The organism is Streptomyces griseoviridis (assembly GCF_005222485.1).
GTDB classification, from domain to species: domain Bacteria; phylum Actinomycetota; class Actinomycetes; order Streptomycetales; family Streptomycetaceae; genus Streptomyces; species Streptomyces hintoniae.
Window position 1 is genome coordinate 4,144,217 of record NZ_CP029078.1, and the last position, 19,633, is coordinate 4,163,849.

The 19,633-nt window shown below is 75.3% G+C and carries 15 protein-coding genes and 1 pseudogene; 9 read left to right on the forward strand and 7 right to left on the reverse strand.

The window, feature by feature from the left end:
* Positions 1-119: 119 nt before the first annotated feature.
* On the forward strand, positions 120-2,807 hold the full coding sequence (locus DDJ31_RS17480; protein WP_127179354.1) for a helicase-associated domain-containing protein: 2,688 nt from the start codon (positions 120-122) through the stop codon (positions 2,805-2,807).
* 57 nt (positions 2,808-2,864) lie between these two features.
* On the opposite strand, the gene DDJ31_RS17485 is transcribed toward DDJ31_RS17480, so the two are convergent.
* Positions 2,865-4,943, reverse strand: coding sequence for a HelD family protein (locus DDJ31_RS17485; protein WP_171480838.1), 2,079 nt, complete (start codon positions 4,941-4,943; stop codon positions 2,865-2,867).
* A gap of 360 nt (positions 4,944-5,303) precedes the next feature.
* On the opposite strand from DDJ31_RS17485, the gene DDJ31_RS17490 reads away from it, so the two are divergent.
* Both DDJ31_RS17490 and DDJ31_RS39195 read left to right on the forward strand, forming a co-directional pair.
* Entirely contained in the window at positions 5,304-5,489 is a 186-nt protein-coding gene (locus DDJ31_RS17490; RefSeq protein ID WP_164784946.1) for a hypothetical protein, read from the forward strand.
* Positions 5,490-5,506: 17 nt separating this feature from the next.
* Positions 5,507-6,631 (forward strand): annotated as a pseudogene (locus tag DDJ31_RS39195) (glycosyltransferase 87 family protein); the annotation flags it as partial.
* A gap of 2 nt (positions 6,632-6,633) precedes the next feature.
* Here DDJ31_RS39195 and DDJ31_RS17495 read toward each other — a convergent pair.
* Positions 6,634-8,280, reverse strand: coding sequence for a DNA repair helicase XPB (locus tag DDJ31_RS17495; RefSeq protein ID WP_127179352.1), 1,647 nt, complete (start codon positions 8,278-8,280; stop codon positions 6,634-6,636).
* 232 nt (positions 8,281-8,512) lie between these two features.
* Positions 8,513-9,214 (reverse strand): copper homeostasis protein CutC, encoded by a 702-nt coding sequence (locus tag DDJ31_RS17500; RefSeq protein WP_127179351.1) that lies wholly within the window; start codon positions 9,212-9,214, stop codon positions 8,513-8,515.
* A 184-nt stretch (positions 9,215-9,398) separates the two neighbouring features.
* Between DDJ31_RS17500 and DDJ31_RS17505 the strand changes: the two genes are divergently transcribed.
* Both DDJ31_RS17505 and DDJ31_RS17510 read left to right on the forward strand, forming a co-directional pair.
* A complete protein-coding gene (locus DDJ31_RS17505; protein ID WP_127179350.1) occupies positions 9,399-10,097 on the forward strand; it encodes an HD domain-containing protein in 699 nt (232 codons plus the stop codon).
* A gap of 10 nt (positions 10,098-10,107) precedes the next feature.
* Positions 10,108-11,235 (forward strand): GNAT family N-acetyltransferase, encoded by a 1,128-nt coding sequence (locus tag DDJ31_RS17510; RefSeq protein ID WP_127179349.1) that lies wholly within the window; start codon positions 10,108-10,110, stop codon positions 11,233-11,235.
* Here the strand turns inward: DDJ31_RS17510 and DDJ31_RS17515 are convergent.
* Positions 11,195-11,473, reverse strand: a complete 279-nt coding sequence (locus DDJ31_RS17515; RefSeq protein WP_127179348.1) for a DUF4031 domain-containing protein — start codon at positions 11,471-11,473, stop codon at positions 11,195-11,197. The genes DDJ31_RS17510 and DDJ31_RS17515 overlap by 41 nt on opposite strands.
* Positions 11,470-11,853: a hypothetical protein gene (locus DDJ31_RS17520; protein ID WP_127179347.1), complete on the reverse strand. Its 384-nt coding sequence runs from the start codon at positions 11,851-11,853 to the stop codon at positions 11,470-11,472. Before DDJ31_RS17520 ends, DDJ31_RS17515 begins: the two co-directional genes overlap by 4 nt.
* 56 nt (positions 11,854-11,909) lie before the next feature.
* Between DDJ31_RS17520 and DDJ31_RS17525 the strand changes: the two genes are divergently transcribed.
* From DDJ31_RS17525 to DDJ31_RS17535, 3 genes are all read left to right on the forward strand, one after another.
* Positions 11,910-12,893, forward strand: a complete 984-nt coding sequence (locus DDJ31_RS17525; RefSeq protein WP_127179346.1) for a MurR/RpiR family transcriptional regulator — start codon at positions 11,910-11,912, stop codon at positions 12,891-12,893.
* A gap of 208 nt (positions 12,894-13,101) precedes the next feature.
* Complete coding sequence (gene murQ / locus DDJ31_RS17530) at positions 13,102-14,037, forward strand: N-acetylmuramic acid 6-phosphate etherase (RefSeq protein WP_127179345.1); 936 nt, start codon at positions 13,102-13,104, stop codon at positions 14,035-14,037.
* A gap of 16 nt (positions 14,038-14,053) precedes the next feature.
* Positions 14,054-15,661 (forward strand): PTS transporter subunit EIIC, encoded by a 1,608-nt coding sequence (locus DDJ31_RS17535; protein ID WP_127179344.1) that lies wholly within the window; start codon positions 14,054-14,056, stop codon positions 15,659-15,661.
* On the opposite strand, the gene DDJ31_RS17540 is transcribed toward DDJ31_RS17535, so the two are convergent.
* Complete coding sequence (locus DDJ31_RS17540; RefSeq protein ID WP_240678421.1) at positions 15,561-17,132, reverse strand: subtype B tannase; 1,572 nt, start codon at positions 17,130-17,132, stop codon at positions 15,561-15,563. The genes DDJ31_RS17535 and DDJ31_RS17540 overlap by 101 nt on opposite strands.
* A 299-nt stretch (positions 17,133-17,431) precedes the next feature.
* On the opposite strand from DDJ31_RS17540, the gene DDJ31_RS17545 reads away from it, so the two are divergent.
* A complete protein-coding gene (locus DDJ31_RS17545) occupies positions 17,432-18,016 on the forward strand; it encodes a hypothetical protein (protein ID WP_127179342.1) in 585 nt (194 codons plus the stop codon).
* A 41-nt stretch (positions 18,017-18,057) separates the two neighbouring features.
* Here DDJ31_RS17545 and DDJ31_RS17550 read toward each other — a convergent pair whose 3' ends face one another.
* Positions 18,058-19,611: a carboxylesterase/lipase family protein gene (locus DDJ31_RS17550; RefSeq protein WP_127179341.1), complete on the reverse strand. Its 1,554-nt coding sequence runs from the start codon at positions 19,609-19,611 to the stop codon at positions 18,058-18,060.
* Positions 19,612-19,633 lie beyond the last annotated feature (22 nt).

Here is a 19,633-nt window from a genome sequence, read left to right on the forward strand (position 1 = left end):
ACCGCCGCCGGGAGGCGGTCCCGGGGCGGTCCCGGGGCCGTCCCGAGGTCGTGCCGGGGCAGGGGGACGGCCGCCGTGACGCCCCGCGGGCGTCACAGGCACCCGCTAACGTAGGTCGGATGAGCAACCCGTCCACGTCGCCCCGGTCCCTCGCGGAAGCGCTCCGCTCGCGGGACGACGCGGCCCTGGCCGTGCTGCTGCGCAGCCGGCCCGATCTCATCACGCCCGTCCCCTCCGACCTGACGCAGCTCGCGACCCGGGCCGGCACCCGGGCCTCCGTGGTGCGGGCGCTCGAACGCCTCGACCGGTTCGCGCTCCAGACCGCCGAGGCGCTGGCGGTGGCCGCCGACCCGGCCCCCTACGACGAACTCCTCGCGCTGATGACCGGCGACGACGGTGACGACACGGTCGCCGCCGCGCTTCCCCGCGCCGTCGCCACCCTGCGGGAACAGGCCCTGGTGTGGGGCGGCGACGACCGGCTCCGGCTGGTGCGCACCGCCCGCGAACTGCTCGCGCCGACCCCCCAGCACCCGTCCCCCACCGGGCTCGGACCCGGGGTGCGGGAGGCGACGGCGGGGATGTCGCCGGGGCGCGTCCAGGAGATCGTGACCGCCGCCGGGCTGCCGTCGACGCACGACGCGGTCTCCGCCGTCGCCGCGCTGACCGGCCTCTTCACCGACCGGCGCCGGATGGCGGAGCTGCTCGCCGGGCTTCCCGAGGAGTCGCTCGACGTGCTGGAGCGGCTGGTGTGGGGGCCGCCGTACGGGCAGGTCAGCGCGGAGCCCGCGGCCCGGCTGCGGCGGCTCCTGGACCGGGGGCTGCTGCTGCCGACGGCGCCGGGGACCGTCGTCCTGCCCCGGGAGGCCGCCCTGCATCTGCGCGGCGGGCGCGCGCACCGGACCGTCGAGCCGCTGCCGCCCGCGCTCGACGCGGCCGGCACGCACCGGCCGCGGGTGGTGGACGCGACGGCGGCGGGCCAGGCCCACATGGCGCTGGCGACCGTCGAGGAACTGCTCAAGGAGTGGGACGAGGGCGGGCCCGCGGTGCTGCGCGCCGGCGGGCTCAGCATGCGCGACCTCAAGCGGACGGCGGTCGCCCTCGACGTGCCCGAGCCGGTCGGCGCGTTCTGGGTGGAGCTGGCGTACGCGGCCGGCCTGCTGGCCTCCGACGGCGAGGCCGACGAGCGGTACGCGGCGACCCCGGAGGCGGACGCCTGGCTGGAACGGCCGGCCGCCGAGCGGTGGGCGCGGCTCGCCGAGACATGGCTGACGGCGACCAGGACGCCGGGGCTCGTCGGCGGGCGGGACGCCAAGGACCGTTCGCTGTCCGCGCTCGGCCCGGGGCTCGACCGGTCCGCCGCGCCCGAGGTGCGGCACCGGGTGCTGACCCTGCTGGCCGCGCTGCCCGAGGGCACCGCCCCGACGCCCGACTCGGTCCTCGCCCGGCTGCGCTGGGAACGGCCCCTGCGCGGACCCCAGCCGCAGCAGAGCCCGCAGCCCGGCGCCCCGCAGGACGACGACCTGCGGGCCAGGCTGGCCCGCTGGACCCTCACCGAGGCTGAGCTGCTGGGCGTCACCGGCCGCGGCGCCCTCTCCACCCAGGGCCGGGCCCTGCTGGGGCTCACGGACCCGGCGGGCCCGCACGGGACGCACCCGGCTGGGCTCCCGGGAACGGCTACCGGTACGGCGCCGGAAGCCGGGGCGGGCGCGGCGGGGCTCGATCTGGGGCCGGGGGACAAGCTTCCCGCCCGTCATGTGGCCGGCGGCGCCGTCGCGGGCCCCCTGACGGGCGCCACCGGGCCGCTCCCGCCCGCCGCGCAGGCCGTCGCCACGGCCGCCGCCGGGCGGCTGCTCGCGCCGCTGCTGCCCGAGCCGCTCGACCACGTGCTGCTCCAGGCCGACCTGACGGCGGTGGCTCCAGGCCCGCTCGAACGGCCGCTGGCGGCGATGCTCGGCGTGCTCGCCGACGTGGAGTCGAAGGGCGGGGCGACGGTGTACCGGTTCACGCCCGGCTCCGTGCGGCGGGCGCTCGACGCCGGGCAGACCGCCACCGACCTGCACGCCTTCCTCGCCGCGCACGCGCGCACGCCGGTGCCGCAGCCGCTGACGTATCTGATCGACGACGTGGCCCGCAGGCACGGGCGGCTGCGGGTGGGCGCGGCCTCGGCCTATCTGCGGTGCGACGACGACGCGCTGCTCACCGAGATCCTCGCCGACAAGCGGGCCCAGCCGCTGCGGCTGCGCCGTCTCGCGCCGACGGTCCTGGCGACCCAGGCCGATCCGGCGGCGCTGCTCGACGGGCTGCGCGCGATGGGGTTCGCGCCCGCCGCCGAGTCGGCGGAGGGCGATGTGGTGATCACCAGGCCGGACGCCCACCGCACGCCGCCGCGCACCGCTCCGGCGCCGGTACCCGACGGCCCGCCGACGCCGGACGGCACGCTGCTGACGGCGGCGATCCGGGCGATCCGCGCGGGCGACCTGGCCGCCACGACGCCCCGCAAGCCGTCGCCTGCCGGCGTCGAGGACGGCCCGGGGCCCGGTGAACTCCCGCGCACCAGCGCGGCGGAGACCCTCGCCACCGTGCAGGCGGCCGTCCTCACCGGCGAGGCGGTGTGGATCGGCTTCGTCAACGCCGAGGGCGGCGCGAGCCAGCGGGTGATCGCCCCGATCCGGGTGGAGGGCGGCTTCGTGACGGCGTACGACCACACGGCGGACGAGGTGCGGACGTTCCCGCTGCACCGGGTGACCGGGGTGGCCGAACTGGCCGAGGGCGACGGCGGCGAGGGCGACGACGGCAACGGCTCCTAGGCGGGCCGCTGCGGGCGGCTCGCTGGGCTCGCCTCGGAACGGCGCGCCTCGGGTCGTTCACGCCACGGCGGGCTCCTCCGGGGCGAGTTGGTCAGGGAGCGGGGTGCTGTGGGTGACGATCAGGCCCGAGACCGCTCGGGTCAGGGACACGTACAGGCGGCGCAGGCCGGTGCGTTCGTCGGGTTCGGCGTCGACCACCGCCCGCGGCTCGTCGAGGACGACGTAGTCGTACTCCAGGCCCTTGGCCAGGGACGCCGGGACCAGGGTGAGGCGGGTGTCGGCCGTCGTCTCCTCGCCGGGCGCCAGATGGCCGATGCCCGCCTCGGCCAGGGCCCGTTCCAGGTCGGGGACGCGGGCGTCGGCGGCGATCAGGCCGGTGGAGCCCTCGTTGGCCAGCAACTCCCGGCAGGCGGCGACCACTTCGGCGGTGCCGGTGACGGCGCGCACGGCGAAGAAGCCGGGGTTCTCGCGCACCGAGGCGACCGGGGTGAGGCCGGGCGCGATGTGCGGCAGGAGCCTGGAGGCGTAGGTGATGACGTCTGTGGGGACGCGGAACCCGGCCGTCAGCTCCTCGATCACGCCGTCCGCCTTGCCGAGGTGGGCCAGCGCCTCGTCCCAACTCCGGGTCGCCCAGGGGGTGGTGCCCTGCGCGAGGTCGCCGAGGACGGTCGCCGAGCCGGTGGTGCAGCGGCGGCCGACGGCGCGGTACTGCATCGGGGAGAGGTCCTGGGCCTCGTCGAGGACGACATGGCCGAGGGAGTGGGTGCGCTGCACGATGTCGGTCGTCTCGTCGATCAACACGGCTTCGGCCGCCGACCAGTTGGCCGACCGCACGCTGCGCACCGGCTTCGCCCGCAGGAGGGTCCCGCGCTCCTCCTCGGTGAGGATGCCGTCGGCGTGCTCGGCGAGGAAGTCGGCGTCGGTGAGCAGCCGCAGGACGAGTCGGGCGGGGTCGACGGGCGGCCAGATCTGTTTCACTGCGGCCTTGACGGCGGTGTTGCGGGCCACGGCGTCCTGCACCCGGTCGTCCGGTGCCTCGCCGGAGCGCTCCATCTGGACCAGCACGGCGTGCGCGATGCGCTGCGGGAGTGCCTCGCGGGCGGCGCCGTAGCGGATGCCGCGGTCGAGCAACTCCTTGACGATGGTCTCCAGTTCGTGGGCCGGTACCCGCCAGCGGCGTGATCCGCGCACCACCATCACCGGTTCGGTGGGGAGGGTGACATGGGAGTAGACGGCGCGGCGCAGCACCTCGGCCATCCGGGCGTCGCCCTTGATGACGGCGGCCGGGGCGTCGTCGGTGCCGGTCACCTCGACATGGCCGACCAGGTCGTCGACGGTCGCCTGCTGGACCGCCAACTCGCCGAGCGCGGGCAGCACTTGCTCGATGTAGTGGAGGAAGGAGCGGTTCGGTCCGATGACCAGGGTGCCGGTGCGGGCCAGCCGCTCGCGGTGGGCGTAGAGGAGGTAGGCGACCCGGTGCAGGCCGACGGCCGTCTTACCGGTGCCTGGTCCGCCCTGCACGCAGACGGTGCCGCCGAGGCCGCTGCGGACGATCTCGTCCTGTTCGGGCTGGATCGTCGCGACGATGTCCCGCATCGGGCCGACGCGCGGGCGCTCGATCTCCCGCTGGAGGAGCCTGCTGGTGCGGGCCGCCTCCGCCGGGTCGGAGAGGTGTTCGTCCTCGTAGGCGGTGAGGTCGCCGCCGGTGTAGCCGAAGCGGCGGCGCAGCCCGACGTCCATCGGGTCCTTCTTGGAGGCCCGGTAGAACGGCTGCGAGACCGGTGCCCGCCAGTCGATGACCATGGGGTCGCCGTCGCTGTCGTGGACGTGCCTGCGCCCGATGTAGAACCGCTCGCCCTCGGCGCCCTCGGCCCGCTCGGCGCCGGGCGCGTGCAGGTAGTCGAGGCGGCCGAAGAAGAGCGGGGTGTGGCTGAGGTCGGCGAGCGCCTTGATGCGTTCGTCGATCTGGCGGGCGAGGATCTGGGCGTTCACCCAGTTCGCGGTGACGTCGGCGATGTCGAGGGACTCGACGTCCTCGCGCATGGCGCGCAGCGCGGAGCGGGACTCGGCGAGGTGGGAGCGCTCGCGGGCGAGCGGGTCGTCGTCGGGGGCGGGCACGGACGGTGACGCGGACAAGGGGGTGCCTCCGAGGGGCCTGCGGCGGATGCGCGCGGGGGGTGCGCGCGGGACGGCATGCCGGCCGGTTTCCGTCCGGTCGGCGGCACTCCTGGGGGAGGCGGGCAAGGCGGAGAGTGTAGGGCAGGGGTGGATGTGGGGGCCAACCGTTTTCGCGGCCCCGCGGTCGCCCGTCTGTCGGCCCCTCGGCGTGAGAGGGGTGCGCGGGAGGGGTGCGAGGGGCCCGGGTGGCGGCTCCCCTAGGGGACGGGGGTCCCTCTTCCGGGGGAAGGGTGTCTGTCCAGGGGTGGAGAGGGTCTCCACCCAGGTTCGGCCCACAGACCGATGCGGTCCTTATGTCCCGAAAGCCACCATGGGGACATGAGCGCAGCCATTCTCCACCCAGCCCCCGTCCCGTCCCGGCCGCGCGGTGCCTCGGCCGTCACGGGCAGCCACCCCCACCGCCTCGGGGACGCCCTGCGGGCCGTCAAGGTCTTCGCGGGCGCGGCCTTCGACGTCGTCATACTCGGCGAGTACGGCGAGGAGGCGGGCGTGCGTCGCAGGTGACCGTCTAGGGTCACCGGGTGACCCGCCGATCACGGACAGCGACCTCCGTTCTCCTGCTCTCCGTCTCGCTCTGCTGCTTCGCCGCCCTCTGCCTCGCGCACGGCGTGCCGATGGCCGACGTGCTGGTCTACCGGGCCGAGGGCGAGGCCGTCCTGCACGGCGGCGACCTGTACGGCTTCACGGTCACCGAGTGGCGGCTGCCTGCCACCTACCCCCCGTTCGCGGCGCTGCTGTTCGTCCCGGCGGCCTTGCTGCCCGTCCCGGTCCTGAAGGTGGTCTTCCTCGCGGGCAACGCGCTCCTGCTCGCCTGGTTCGTCCGTCTCTCCGCCCGGCTGGCCGGGCGGGCGCTGCCGCTGCCGTCGCTGTGCGCGGTGACCGGGCTCGCGCTGTGGCTGGAACCCGTCTTCCAGACCGTGCTGTTCGGGCAGGTCAACCTGGCGCTCGCGGGCCTGGTGCTGTGGGACCTGACCCGTCCGCCGGGGGCGCGGCTGCGGGGGGCGGCGATCGGGGTGGCGGCGGGGATCAAGCTGACGCCCGCCGTGTTCCTGGTGCACCTGCTGCTGCGACGGCGCTACCGGGAGGCCGCGACGGCGGCGGGGGCGATGGCCGCGACCGTCGTCCTCGGGCTGCTGGTGCTGCCGTCCGCGACCGTGGACTTCTTCACCCGGCGCCTGTACGAGACGGGCCGGGTCGGCAAGGTGTGGATCATCGACAACCAGTCGCTGTCCGGCCTGATCGCGCGGACCCTCGGCGACCCGGCCCCGGGGCCGCTGTGGGCGCTGCCGGTGCTGGCGGTCGGGGTGCTGGGACTGTGGTGGGTGGGGCGGGCGGGGCTGCGCGCCGGGCGGGCCGGCCGGGCCGGGGACGAGCGGTACGGGGTGCTGGTGGCGGCGTTCACCGGGCTGCTGGTGTCGCCGATCAGCTGGTCGCACCACTGGGTGTGGTGCGTGCCGCTGCTCGCCGTGCTGCTGGCGGACGGGCGGCGGCGCCTCGCCGTCGCGGTGGCGGCGGTGTTCACGGCGCGCACGATGTGGCTGCTGCCGCACGCCGGGGACCTCGATCTGCGGTTCCCGTGGTGGCAGCAGCCGCTGGCGGCGCCGTACCCGCTGCTGGGGCTCGGCCTGCTCGGCTGCGCCTGGCTCGGCTACTTCTCCTCGGCGAGGAGTTCGTCGGCGTCGACGATCCGGTACGCGTACCCCTGCTCGGCGAGGAAGCGCTGGCGGTGGGCGGCGAAGTCCTGGTCGACGGTGTCGCGGGCGACGACGGAGTAGAAGTGCGCCTGGTGGCCGTCGGCCTTGGGCCGCAGCACCCGGCCGAGGCGCTGGGCCTCCTCCTGGCGTGATCCGAACGTCCCGGAGACCTGGACGGCGACGGTCGCCTCCGGCAGGTCGATGGAGAAGTTGGCGACCTTGGAGACCACGAGGACGCTGATCTCGCCCTCGCGGAAGGCGCCGAACAGCTTCTCCCGCTGGGCGTTGCTGGTCTCGCCCTTGATGACGGGCGCGTCGAGGTGTTCGCCGAGTTCGTCGAGCTGGTCGATGTACTGGCCGATGACGAGGATCTGCTGGCCGGCGAAGCGGCGCACGATCGCCTCGGTGACCTTCCGCTTGGTGGCGGTGGTGGCGCAGAAGCGGTACTTCTCCTCCGTCTCGGCGGTGGCGTAGGCGATCCGCTCGCTGTCGGTGAGGTTGACGCGCACCTCGACGCAGTCGGCGGGGGCGATGTAGCCCTGGGCCTCGATCTCCTTCCAGGGCGCGTCGAAGCGCTTGGGCCCGATGAGGGAGAACACGTCCGACTCGCGGCCGTCCTCGCGCACGAGGGTGGCGGTCAGGCCGAGCCTGCGCCTGGCCTGGAGGTCGGCGGTGAACTTGAAGACGGGCGCGGGCAGCAGATGCACCTCGTCGTAGAGGATGAGGCCCCAGTCCCGGGAGTCGAACAGCTCCAGGTGCGGGTAGACGCCCTTCCGCCGGGTCGTCAGCACCTGGTAGGTGGCGATGGTGACGGGCCTGATCTCCTTCTTCGTGCCGCTGTACTCGCCGATCTCCTCCTCGGTGAGGGAGGTCCGCTTGATCAGCTCGTGCTTCCACTGGCGGGCCGAGACGGTGTTGGTGACGAGGATGAGCGTGGTGGACCTGGCCTGCGCCATGGCCCCGGCGCCGACCAGCGTCTTGCCCGCGCCGCAGGGCAGTACGACGACGCCGCTGCCGCCGTGCCAGAAGTTCTCGACGGCCTGCTTCTGGTAGGGGCGCAGCGCCCAGCCGTCCTCGACCAGGTCGATCGCGTGCGCCTCGCCGTCGACGTATCCGGCGAGGTCCTCGGCGGGCCAGCCCAGCTTGAGCAGGGTCTGCTTGATCTGGCCGCGCTCGGAGGGGTGGACGGCGACGGTGTCGGCGTCGATGCGGGCGCCGACCAGCGGGGCGACCCGCTTCGAGCGCAGCACCTCTTCGAGGACCGGGCGGTCGGTGGTGGTGAGGACGAGGCCGTGCGTGGGGTGTTTGCTGAGGGTGAGCCGGCCGTAGCGGTCCATCGTCTCGGCGACGTCGACGAGCAGGGCGTGCGGCACGGGGTAGCGGCTGAACTGCACGAGGGCGTCCACGACCTGCTCGGCGTCGTGGCCGGCCGCGCGCGCGTTCCACAGGCCCAGCGGGGTCACCCGGTAGGTGTGGATGTGCTCGGGCGCCCGCTCCAACTCCGCGAAGGGGGCGATGGCGCGACGGCACTCGTCGGCCTGCTCGTGGTCGACCTCCAGGAGCAGGGTCTTGTCTGACTGAACGATCAGCGGACCATTCACGCGCGGCACACCCTTTCCGATCCGGCCGACGTCCGGCCAAACCTCCAGTGTGCCCTAACCGGCGGGGCGGACCGTGGCGCGTGGGTCACAGCCACGGTCGCCGCCCCCGTCCCCGTCACGGTTCCCGTCCGCGTCCCTGCCCCCGCCCCCGTCCCGGTCCCGGTCGCCGTCCCCTCCACGGTCGCAGCACCGGCCGGATCGGGGCGGCCGGGTCAGGTGGAGCCAGGCCGGGTCAGGTGCCGTCCACCGCGTGCCGCCACTCGGCGACCGCCGCCGCCGACACCGGGCCGGTCCAGCCGTCGGGGCGGGCCGCGCCGCCGATGTGGAAGGCGTCGAGGCCACGGGCGCGCAGCCGCGGGAGATGGGCGAGGCAGAGGCCGCCGCCGACCAGGATCTGCGGTGCGTAGCCGGGCTCGCCGCGCCGGTCCGCCTCGGCGAGGAGGACGGGGAGGCCGTCGTCGACTCCCGCGGCGGAACCGGCCGTCAGGTAGGTGTCGAGGCCGGGGACGCCGTCGAGCTGTTTGCGCAGGGCGTCGCGGTCGGCCGCGTGGTCGAGGGCGCGGTGGAAGGTCCAGGAGCAGCCGTCCAGCGCGTCGGCCAGCAGCTCGACGGCGCGCAGGTCGACTCCGCCGTCGTCGCCGAGGAACCCGAGCACGAACTCCCGCGCGCCCGACTCCCGCAGCTGCCCGGCGGTGCGGACCAGGCGGTCCAGGTCGGCGGCGGAACCGGCCGAGAAGCCGTCCGCCAGCCTCAGCATCACGCGCAGCGGGATGTCGACGGCGGCCCGGATCGAGGCGAACGTGCCGGGCGACGGGGTGAGTCCGTCGGCCGCCATGTCGGTGACCAGTTCCAGCCGGTCGGCGCCTCCGGCCTGGGCGGCGACGGCGTCCTCGGCGTCGAGGGCGATCACCTCCAGGACTGCACGCTTGCTCATGGGTCCCCACTCCTGCTATAGGTCTAGTCCAATTCAGGGTACGCCTCTCTCCGCCGCCGCTCACCAAGGAGCCCGGCGATCGGCCGAAGATCGCCCCTCGCGCGCGCCCGCGAGGACCCGCGCCGACCGGGAGGGAAGGGACGGGAAGGACCTGAAGAGGAGGGCGTGACGGGAGAATGCGGGCATGGCCGATCTCGACGCACTGCGCTCCCGCTGGCAGCACACCCTGCTCGCCGCCCGCGACGACGGACCCCACGGCACCCGCGACGGCGGGCCCGCCGCCGGCCCTCCGCCCGAACCCTCGCGCTACGCCGACGAGTTGCTGCGCCGCTGGTCCGAGCCGCAGCGGCGGTACCACACGGTGGCGCATCTGACGGCGGTCCTCGACCACGTCGACCTGCTGGCCGAGTACGCCGCCGACCCGCTCGCCGTGCGGCTCGCGGCCTGGTTCCACGACGCCGTCTACCTGCCGGAGCGGTCCACCAACGAGGAGCGCTCGGCCCGGCTCGCCGAGCGGGCGCTGCCCGAGGCGGGGGTGGGCGCGGCGCGGACGGCGGAGGTGGCGCGGCTGGTCCGGCTGACGCTCACCCACGACCCCGCCGACGACGACCGGGACGGCCAGGTGCTCTGCGACGCCGACCTGGCGATCCTCGCGGCGCCCCCGTCGGCGTACGCCGCGTACACGGCGGCCGTCAGGCAGGAGTACCACTTCGTGCCCGACGACGACTTCAGGACCGGCAGGTCCGCGATCCTGCGCGCCCTCCTCGACCTGCCCCGGCTGTTCAGGACCCCGCACGGGGCACGGGAGTGGGAGGCGACGGCGCGCTACAACCTCACCACCGAACTGGAAATGCTGTCGACCGGAGGCGGGACGGAAGCCTAGGGTGCGGGCCATGCTGGGCGATGGCGCGGACCGGGTGGACGAGGCGGTCGCGGGGTGCGTGGGCACCCTGCGGGGCGCGGTGGAACGGGACTGGACGGAGGTGCGGGCGGCGGGGCTCGAATGGAGCTGCCACGAGACGGCGACGCACATCGCGGACGATCTGCTCGCCTACGCCGCCAACCTGGCCGGACGCGCCCAGGACGGCTACGTCCCCTTCGAGCTCAGGCTCGACGACGGGACCGGCAACGCGGGTCTGCTCCAGGTGATCGAGACGACCGGCGCCCTGCTGACCGCCGCCGTGCGCACCGCGCCGCGCGAGGCCCGCGGGTTCCACCCGTACCCGTTCCGCAGCGCCGACCGGCGAGGTTTCGCGGCGATGGGGGTCGCCGAGATCCTGCTGCACACGCACGACATCGCGGGCGCGCTCGGCCTCGCCCACGAACCGGACGCCGATCTCGCCGAGTTCGTGCTCACCCAGCTCTTTCCGCGGGTCAGGCCCGACACCGACCCGTGGCGCACCCTGCTGTGGGCCACCGGGCGCGGCGAGCTGCCCGGCCGGGCGGCCGTCACCGCGTGGCGCTGGAGCAACGACCTGGTGCTGCCGGCCGGCCGGCTCGTCCTGCACGGCGTCACGCCCGCGGGCGCGGCCGATCTCGCGGTGGGCGGCGACGGCGGGTTCGCGTGGCTGGACGGCGGGCCCTTCCAGGGCACGAGGGACGCGGCGGGGATGGTCCTGAAGGCGTACCGGGCGGGCGTGCACCGGCCGGAGTTCGGACTCTTCGTGCTGGTGCGCCGCGAGGACGGCCTCGCGGTCGGCGGCCTCGGCTTCCACGGCGTCCCGGACGAGGAGGGCCGCGCGGAGATCGGCTACGACCTCGTCGAGGGCGCCCGCGGGCACGGCTACGCGACGGAGGCGCTGGACGCCCTCGCCGGGTGGGCGCTGGCCAGGGACGACGTGCGGTCGCTGTGCGCGCTGGTCGAGGAGGAGAACGCGGCGTCCCAACGCGTCGTGGCCCGCGCCGGTTTCGTCCGCGCGGACGGCCCCGTCGACGCGGCGGGCCAGGAGTCGCAACCGCCGTTGCGGCTGTACCTGCGTACTAGCAGCCCGGCGGCGTCCGACGGCCCTTCCGGCGTCTGAGCCCGGCCTCCGTCAGGAGCCGCACCACCTCCCGGCTGCTGACCCGGACCGCGCCCGCCCGCACCGCGTCCGCGTACCGGTGGGCGGGCAGGTCGTAGTGGTCGCGTTCGAAAGCGCGCCGGGGCACGGCCAACTCCTCGGCGAACCGGTGCAGTTCGTCGTAGGAGACGTCGCTCACCAGGTGGGACCAGAGCCGCCCGTGCCCCGGCCAGGTCGGCGGGTCGATGTACACCGTCATGACGAGGCGGACCCGAGACCCGCGCCGCCCAGGGCGCCCACCGGCGCGACCTTCACGCCGGCCTGGTGGCAGACCCAGTGCGGGTCGGCGCCCAGCTCGGGCTCGACCTCGAGGGCGTGCGGGTCGCCGCCCTCGCAGACCGGGCAGAGCGGCCAGCGGCCGTACCGCTCCAGGAGGGCGTCCTGCACGTCCTGGGCGACGAGACCCGCCACGAACGCGGCGCCCTCCGGCCACTGCCCGACCCACCAGCGGCGCTGGACGACGGACTCCTCGACCATCGACACGATGTCCGCCTGGCCGACCTCGCCCGCGACCAGGTCGGCCAGCACGAGGGCGCGTGCCGCGTGCAACGCCTGTTCCAGGGGGTCGATGGGTTCCATGCCCCCCATTGTGCGCACTCTTGACCCCACCACCGAAACGAAAATATCTTTCAGGAGTGACCCAGGACGTGAAGGAAGTTTTCGCTCCACCCGGGACCGCACCGCCCCGGGCGGCGCCGAAGCAGGCCCCGCCCACCCAGACCCCGCCCACGCCGGCCGCCGCCCAGGCGCCGCCGGCCCCGGCCGCCCTCGCCGCCAAGGTCCGCACGCTCGCGCCCTCCATGACGCGTTCCATGCAGCGCGTCGCCGAGGCCGTGGCCGGTGACCCGGCCGGGTGCGCCGCCCTCACCGTCACCGGGCTCGCGGGGCTGACCGGCACCAGCGAGGCCACCGTCGTCCGCACCGCCCGGCTGCTCGGCTACCCCGGGTACCGCGATCTGCGGCTCGCGCTCGCGGGGCTCGCCGCGCACCAGCAGTCCGGGCGGGCGCCCGCGATCACCACGGACATCGCGGTGGACGACCCGATCGCCGACGTCGTCGCGAAACTCGCCTACGACGAGCAGCAGACCCTCGCCGACACCGCGGCCGGTCTCGACACCGCGCAGCTCGGCGCGGCCGTCGCCGCGGTGGCCGGGGCCAGGCGCACCGACGTGTACGGGGTCGGGGCGTCGGGGCTGGTCGCCCAGGACCTCACCCAGAAGCTGCTGCGGATCGGGCTGATAGCCCAGGCGCACAGCGATCCGCACCTCGCGGTCACCAACGCGGTGCAGCTGCGCGCCGGTGACGTGGCGATAGCGATCACGCACTCGGGCTCCACCGGGGACGTCATCGAGCCGCTGCGGGTCGCCTTCGAGCGCGGGGCGACGACGGTGGCGATCACCGGCCGTCCCGACGGTCCCGTCACCCAGTACGCCGACCATGTGCTGACCACGTCCACGGCCCGCGAGAGCGAACTGCGCCCGGCCGCGATGTCGTCCAGGACCAGTCAACTGCTGGTCGTGGACTGCCTGTTCGTGGGCGTGGCGCAGGGCACCTACGAGACGGCGGCACCGGCCCTCTCCGCGTCCTACGAGGCCCTGGCCCACCGCCACCGCCGCTGACCCCACACATCTCGCCCGTCCCGCACATCTCGCACGTCCCGCACGCCCCGCACGCCCCGCACGCCCCGCACGCCCCGCACCGACGTGCACCGCACCACCCCGGGGGCGCGGGCGACCGCGCGACCAGCCACCGCGCGCCCGCCCCGGCCCCCCGTCACCACCTCCCGACCCGCCGCGCGCCCCGCACACCGAAATGAGCCGCACGCCCATGACTCCCACGTCCGACCCGCGTGGTCTCCGAGCCGAGCTGGAAACCCTGACCACGGAGGCGTTCCGCCCGGAACTCGCCGACATCGACCGCCTGCCCACGGCGGAGATCGCCCGCCTGATGAACGCGGAGGACACCACCGTCCCCGCCGCGGTCGCCACCGCGCTGCCGCGCATCGCCGCCGCCATCGACGCCGTCGCCGCCCGGATGGCGCGCGGCGGCCGGCTGGTCTACGCGGGCGCGGGCACCGCCGGGCGGCTCGGGGTGCTGGACGCCTCCGAGTGCCCGCCGACCTTCAACACGGGACCCGGGCAGGTCGTCGGGCTGATCGCGGGCGGCCCCGAGGCGATGGTGACGTCCGTCGAGGGCGCCGAGGACTCCGCCGAGCTGGCCCGCGCCGACCTCGACGCCCTCAAGATCGGCCCCGACGACACGGTGGTCGGCGTCTCCGCGTCCGGCCGCACCCCGTACGCGATCGGCGCCGTGGCGCACGCGCGGGCGGCCGGCGCGCTGACCGTCGGCCTCTCCTGCAACGCGGGCAGCCCGCTGGCCGCCGCGGCCGAGCACGGCATCGAGGTGGTCGTCGGCCCGGAACTCCTCACCGGCTCCACCCGGCTGAAGGCGGGCACGGCGCAGAAGCTGGTCCTCAACATGATCTCGACGATCACGATGATCCGGCTGGGCAAGACGTACGGGAACCTCATGGTCGACGTGCGGGCCTCGAACGAGAAGCTGCGGGCCCGCTCCCGGCGGATCGTCGCGCTGGCCACCGGGGCGGGGGACGACGAGATCGAGCGCGCCCTCACCGCCACCGGCGGCGAGGTGAAGCCGGCGATCCTGGTGGTGCTCGGCGGGGTGGACGGCCCTACGGCCGCCCGCCTTCTGGAGGAGTCCGGGGGCCTCCTGCGCGCCGCGCTCAGGGCGGCGGCCGACTGACCCGCACGCTCGGGGGGTGCCTACCTCGGACCCGTACACCAGCACCGCCGCCGCCCTGCTCCCGCTCCTCGGCGGGCCCGCGAACATCACCTCCGCCGCCCACTGCATGACCCGTCTGCGCCTCGGTCTCGCCGATGCCTCCCTGGTCGACGAGGAGGGGGTGCGGGCGGTGCCCGGGGTGCTGGGCGTGGTGACCGACGGGGAGACGTACCAGGTCATCCTCGGCCCCGGCGCGGTCGCCAAGGTCACCGCCGGGCTCCGGACGATGCTGGCGGACGCGAGCCACGACAGCCCGCCCGGGGCGGGCACCCCGGCGACCGGAACCCCCCAGGCCGCCGCCCCCGCGACCGGCACCGCCGGGGAGCTGGCCGCCGTCGGCGCCGGGCTCAGAAAGGCGCGCGCCCGGCGCAACGCCACGCCCCTCAAGGGCGCGCTGCGCCGGATCGCGGACGTCTTCGTGCCGCTCATCCCCGCCCTCATCGGCTGCGGGGTGCTCGCCGGGCTCAACGGGCTGCTGGTGAACGCCGGTTGGCTGCCGTGGCTGACGCCCGCGCTGACCGCCGTCGCCGCCGGGTTCATGGCGCTGATCGCGGTGTTCGTCGGCTACAACACGGCGAAGGTGTTCGGCGGGACGCCCGTCCTCGGCGGGGCGGTCGCGGCCGTCGTCGTGTATCCGGGGGTCGCGAAGGTGACGGCGTTCGGGGTGGCGCTCGCCCCCGGGCAGGGCGGGGTGCTCGGCGCGATGGCGGCGGCGCTGCTCGGGGTGGCCGTGGAGCGGTGGTGCCGCGGCCGGGTGCCCGACACCCTGGACGTGCTGCTGACCCCGACCCTGACCGTCCTGGTCGCGGGCCTCGGCACGCTGTACGGGCTGATGTACGCGGCCGGTGTGGTGTCGTCGGCGATCGGGCACGCGGCCGACTGGCTGCTGGTGACGACCGGCCCGTTCGCCGGTCTGGTCCTCGGCGGCCTCTTCCTGCCGCTGGTGATGCTCGGCCTGCACCAGGCCCTGATCCCCATCCACACCACGCTCATCGAGCAGCAGGGCTACACCGTCCTGCTGCCGCTGCTGGCGATGGCGGGCGCCGGGCAGGTGGGCGCGGCGGTGGCGGTGTACGTGCGGCTGCGGCAGGACACGTCGGTGAGGACGACGATCAGGTCGGCGCTCCCGGCGGGGCTGCTGGGGGTCGGCGAACCGCTCATCTACGGCGTCTCGCTGCCGCTCGGCCGCCCGTTCCTGACCGCGTGCGTGGGCGGGGCGGCGGGCGGCGCGTTCGTCGGGTTCTTCGCGCTGCTCGGGGACCGCGTCGGCGCGACGGCGATCGGCCCGTCCGGGTGGGCCCTGTTCCCCCTGCTGGCGGGGAACAGGGGCCCGCTGGCGACGGCGGCGATCTACGCGGGCGGTCTGCTGACCGGCTACGCCGTCGGCTTCCTCGCGACCTACGCCGGGTTCAGCGGCGCGGTGCCGCTGCCGGAACGGCCGGAGGGGTCCGGAGGGGCGGAGGGGGCTGAGGCGGCGGAGGGGGTTAAGGCGTCGGAGCGGTCGCGACGGCCCGACGGGTCGGACGGGCCGGATGGGTCGGATGGGTCGGATGGGTCCCCGAGATCCGCGCGATCCACGCGATGAAGTCGCCCGGGTCGTCGTCGGCGCCGTGCCCGGCGTCCCAGTAGTAGCGCAGGTCGACGTCGTCGCCGAGGTTCTCCAGGCGGGCCGCGAGGACGGCGGCGACCGTCAGGGAGGTGTCGCTGTCCTTGGTGCCGAGGCGGATCCACCAGTGCCGGGAGCGGTGCGGGTTGACCTGGTCCACCAGGTGGTACATCGGGTTCATCCGGTGGAGCGTGCCGGGGAGGTCGGCGTCGAGCCTGGCCCCGGGGCCGTCGGCGTGGCGCAGCGCGTAGGGCGTGAAGTGGCGGGCGGCGGTGGTGCCGGTGCCGAAGAGGTTGCACTCGGGGGTCGAGAGGTCGAAGGCGTCGAACGCGGGCGCGTCCTTCTTGCGGGCGCCGGCATGGGCGAGGAAGCCGGCCCAGGTGAAGGTGGCGTCCGTGCCGTCCCAGCCGAGGAACGGGTGCGCGGCCAGGTAGGCGGCCCTGTCGGCGTCGGAGAGGGCGGCGAGATACCGGGTGGCCGAGGGTTCCAGGTGGGCGCGGACCAGGTGGGCGTCGAGGTTGCGGGCGGTGAGGCGGCCGGTTCCCGGCGCGGTCAGGCGGAGTTCGGCGAGGTGGTCGGTGAACTGGGCCTTCAGCGCGGCGGACACGGTCGCGTCGACGGTCGAGCCGTCGGCGAGCGGATTGCCGCCCCAGCACCACTCGTAGGCCATGTCGGCGTGTTCGAGGTCGGTGATCGGGCACCAGTCGGCGCTGGCGAAGACCGCGTCGGAGGCGTCGGCCGCCCTCAGCTCCCGCAGCGCCGCCACGTACAGGGGGCTGTCGCCCGAGGCGCCGAGCAGCGCGGAGAGCGCGCCGCCCGCGCTGGTGCCGGACGACACGATCCGTTCGACGTTCCCGGGGATGCGCCCCCGGTTGTGCCGCACGTACCGGACGGCCGCCTTGAGGTCGACGATCGCGGCGGGCGCGGTGCCGTAGTAGGCGCCGGAGGAGTCGACGAGGGTGCGGCCTCGGGCGCCGGGCTCGACGACGACGTACCCGGCGAGGAGCGCGAGGAGGGTGCGGCTCGGGCCGCCGCTCCCGCCACCCGGTCCCCCGGGTCCCCCGGGTCCGCCCGGTCCGCCGGGGCCGCCGCCCGCGCCGATGCCGGTCGCGTCCGCCACCGAGGACGGCAGGTAGCCGCCGACGGAGTTGGCGAACAGGATGGGCGCGTCGGTGGCGTCCACGGCCGTCCCGTCGACCGAGACCGGCACGCTGACGTTGAGGCCCTGGTAGGCGGGGGCGACCGGGTCGGCCACATAGCGGGCGACCTTGTGGAAGCGGTAGACGACCTGGTGGGCGGTGCCCTCGGGGTCGGTGACGCCGACGGTCAGCTCGGTGTGGGCGGCCGGGTCGAAGACCAGCGGGTCCTCGGTGGACCGCGTCGCGGCGCGGGCGGCGCTCGCGCCGACCGCGGGGACCGCCGCCGCGGCGGCCGTCGCGGTGAGCCCCATGACCACGGTTCTGCGCTTCACTCGCTTCACTTCCGTCTCCTTCGCGGGTGGCTCGTGTCTGTGGACGGCTGGTGCGGCACGAGTGCAGCAGCGCTGTCTGAGGAGTCGCTGTGAAGACGATGAGTTGTCGCCAAAGTTGTCAACAATCACTGGTCGCGGGTCCGAAGTTGGCCGGTTCCCGGAGTCGGCGGGACAATCGGGACCGCCCGCCCCCGCGACCGGTGCCCCTGCGGCCCCCGTCCGCGCCACCGACGTCCCGCCGCGCCGCCCCTGGCGCGCCCACGAGAACGGAGCCCGCTGTGAACCACGCCCAGCTCACGGCCCTGGGCCGCGCCCTTCGCCTCGTCGGCGAACACGGCGACGCGCTCACCGGCGACACGCCCGACACCCGCCTGCACGAGGTCAAGGCCGACCTGCGGCGGGCCCTCGATCTGCTGGACGAGAGCGTCGGCGGGGGCGCCCCCACCACCCGGTGCGCCGAGCACCCGCAGGGCCCGGTGGACGAGAGCGCCCCGGACCGCTGCCTGCTCTGCGAGACCCGGCGCAGGGCCGCCCGCCGCTCCGAGTACCAGGGCGGCCCGCGCCCCGAGCGGCCCGACCCCGGCGCCTCGGCGCCGACCCGCTACGGCGTCCGCGCCGACCGGCCGCAGGCCCAGCAGCGCTGGCTGCCCGAGCAGTGGAACGGCCGCGAGTGGGAGCTGTGCGGCACCCCGCGCCGGGACCGGCACGAGGCGGAGCTGTATCTCGCGGCCCAGCGGCGCGGCTCACGCCCGGCGATGGCGTACCGGCTGGTCCACGAGTTCACCGACTACGAGGTGCTGCGGGTGTGGGGCACCCCGGTCAAGGTCGACATCGAACCACTGGGAAACCTGGGCGGCCTCTGACCCCCGCCCGCCGGGCCCCCGCGGGCCCCCCGCCTCCCGGCTCAGCCGAGCAGCGGGAGCGCGGGGAAGTCGTGGCCCTCCCAGAGGCGGCCGCTGCGCTCCTGCGGGTAGTCGGTGACCTTCGGGGCGTCGTCGAGGACCAGGGTGGGGCGGTGCTTCTCGTCGTACTCGGGCCAGCCGGGGTCGCCGGTGCGGGCGAACGACGTCCAGGCGGCGCGGAAGCGCGCCGAGAGCGCCTCGGCCTCGGGGGTGACCTCCGCGCCGGCGAACAGGAGCGCGCCCAGGTCGGCGTCGTACGTGCCGAACAGCAGCGGGATGTCCAGGCCGTGGCAGGCGCCGAGGACCCCGCCGTTGCCCGGCGCGGGCCAGGCCAGCTCGTAGACGTGCGCCCGGCCGCCGCCCGCGAGCTGGGCCTCGGCCAGCCGCTGGGTGGGCAGCGCGAACAGCCAGTCGGTCTGCACCCGCTCGTACAGCTCGTCGGGCGTGGCGCCGGGGTAGGCGGCCCGGTAGGCGCGCTCGCCCTCGGCGCCGCCCGGCGCGAAGAGGCGCAGCGTCTCGGCGGCCCGCTCCTCGGTGACGGTGCCGAGCAGGCCGCCCATGGCCATGAAGAGGCGGAACTCGTCGCGGTTGTGGCCGACCAGCAGGCCGACGTCACGGCCCGCGCCCGACGCCAGCGCCTGCCACGGGGTGGTGGGCAGGACCTCGCCGTCGACGACCGGCGAGTAGGCGGTGACGGTGGGCGCGGCCCGGCCCCAGCGGTCCAGGTGCCGCATCATCTTCCCGCTCAACGGGGAGACGGCGAGGGCGAGTTCGCGTGGTTCGACGGTGGCGAGGTCGGCGGCCGTGGGGCGCAGTCCGGCCTCGGCCGCGAGGGCGGCCGCGATGTCGCGGGCCAGTTCGGGGGAGAAGAAGGTGCCGGGGACGCTCTGCACGATCGCCCGGTGGAACAGGCCGCGGGCCGTGTCCATGGCCAGCAGCGCGGCGACGCTGCCGCCGCCCGCGGACTCGCCGAAGACGGTGACCTGGTCGGGGTCGCCGCCGAACGCGGCGATGTTCTCCCGCACCCACTCCAGGGCGGCGACCTGGTCGAGCAGGCCCCGGTTGGCGGGGGCGCCCTCGATCTGGGCGAACCCCTCCATGCCGAGGCGGTAGTTGAGGCTGACGACGACGAGGTCGCCGGCGCGGGCGACGCGGTGGGCGTCGTAGCCGGGGCTGCCGGAGTGGCCGAGCTTGTAGGCGCCGCCGTGGATCCACACCATCACCGGGCGGCGGGCGGCCGGGTCGGGTTCGGGCGTCCACACGTTGACCGTGAGCCAGGTGTCGCCCTCGGGTCCTTCGAGGCGGCCGGTGCGGCCCTGGACGCCGAAGTCCTGCGGGGGCGGCGGGCCGAACGCGGACGCGTCCCGGACGCCGTCCCAGGGTGCCGCCGGGCGGGGCGCGGCGAACCGGGCCGTTCCGACGGGCGGTGCGGCGAAGGGAATTCCCCGGAATACCGCGAGTCCGTGTTCCCGCCGGCCGCGCACGGCGCCGGTGGCGGTGCGCACCACGGGTTCCGCGGTTGATCGTTCCGGCTCCGTCGCGTCGATCGCGGGCATGGCCACTCGCCTCCGTAGAACG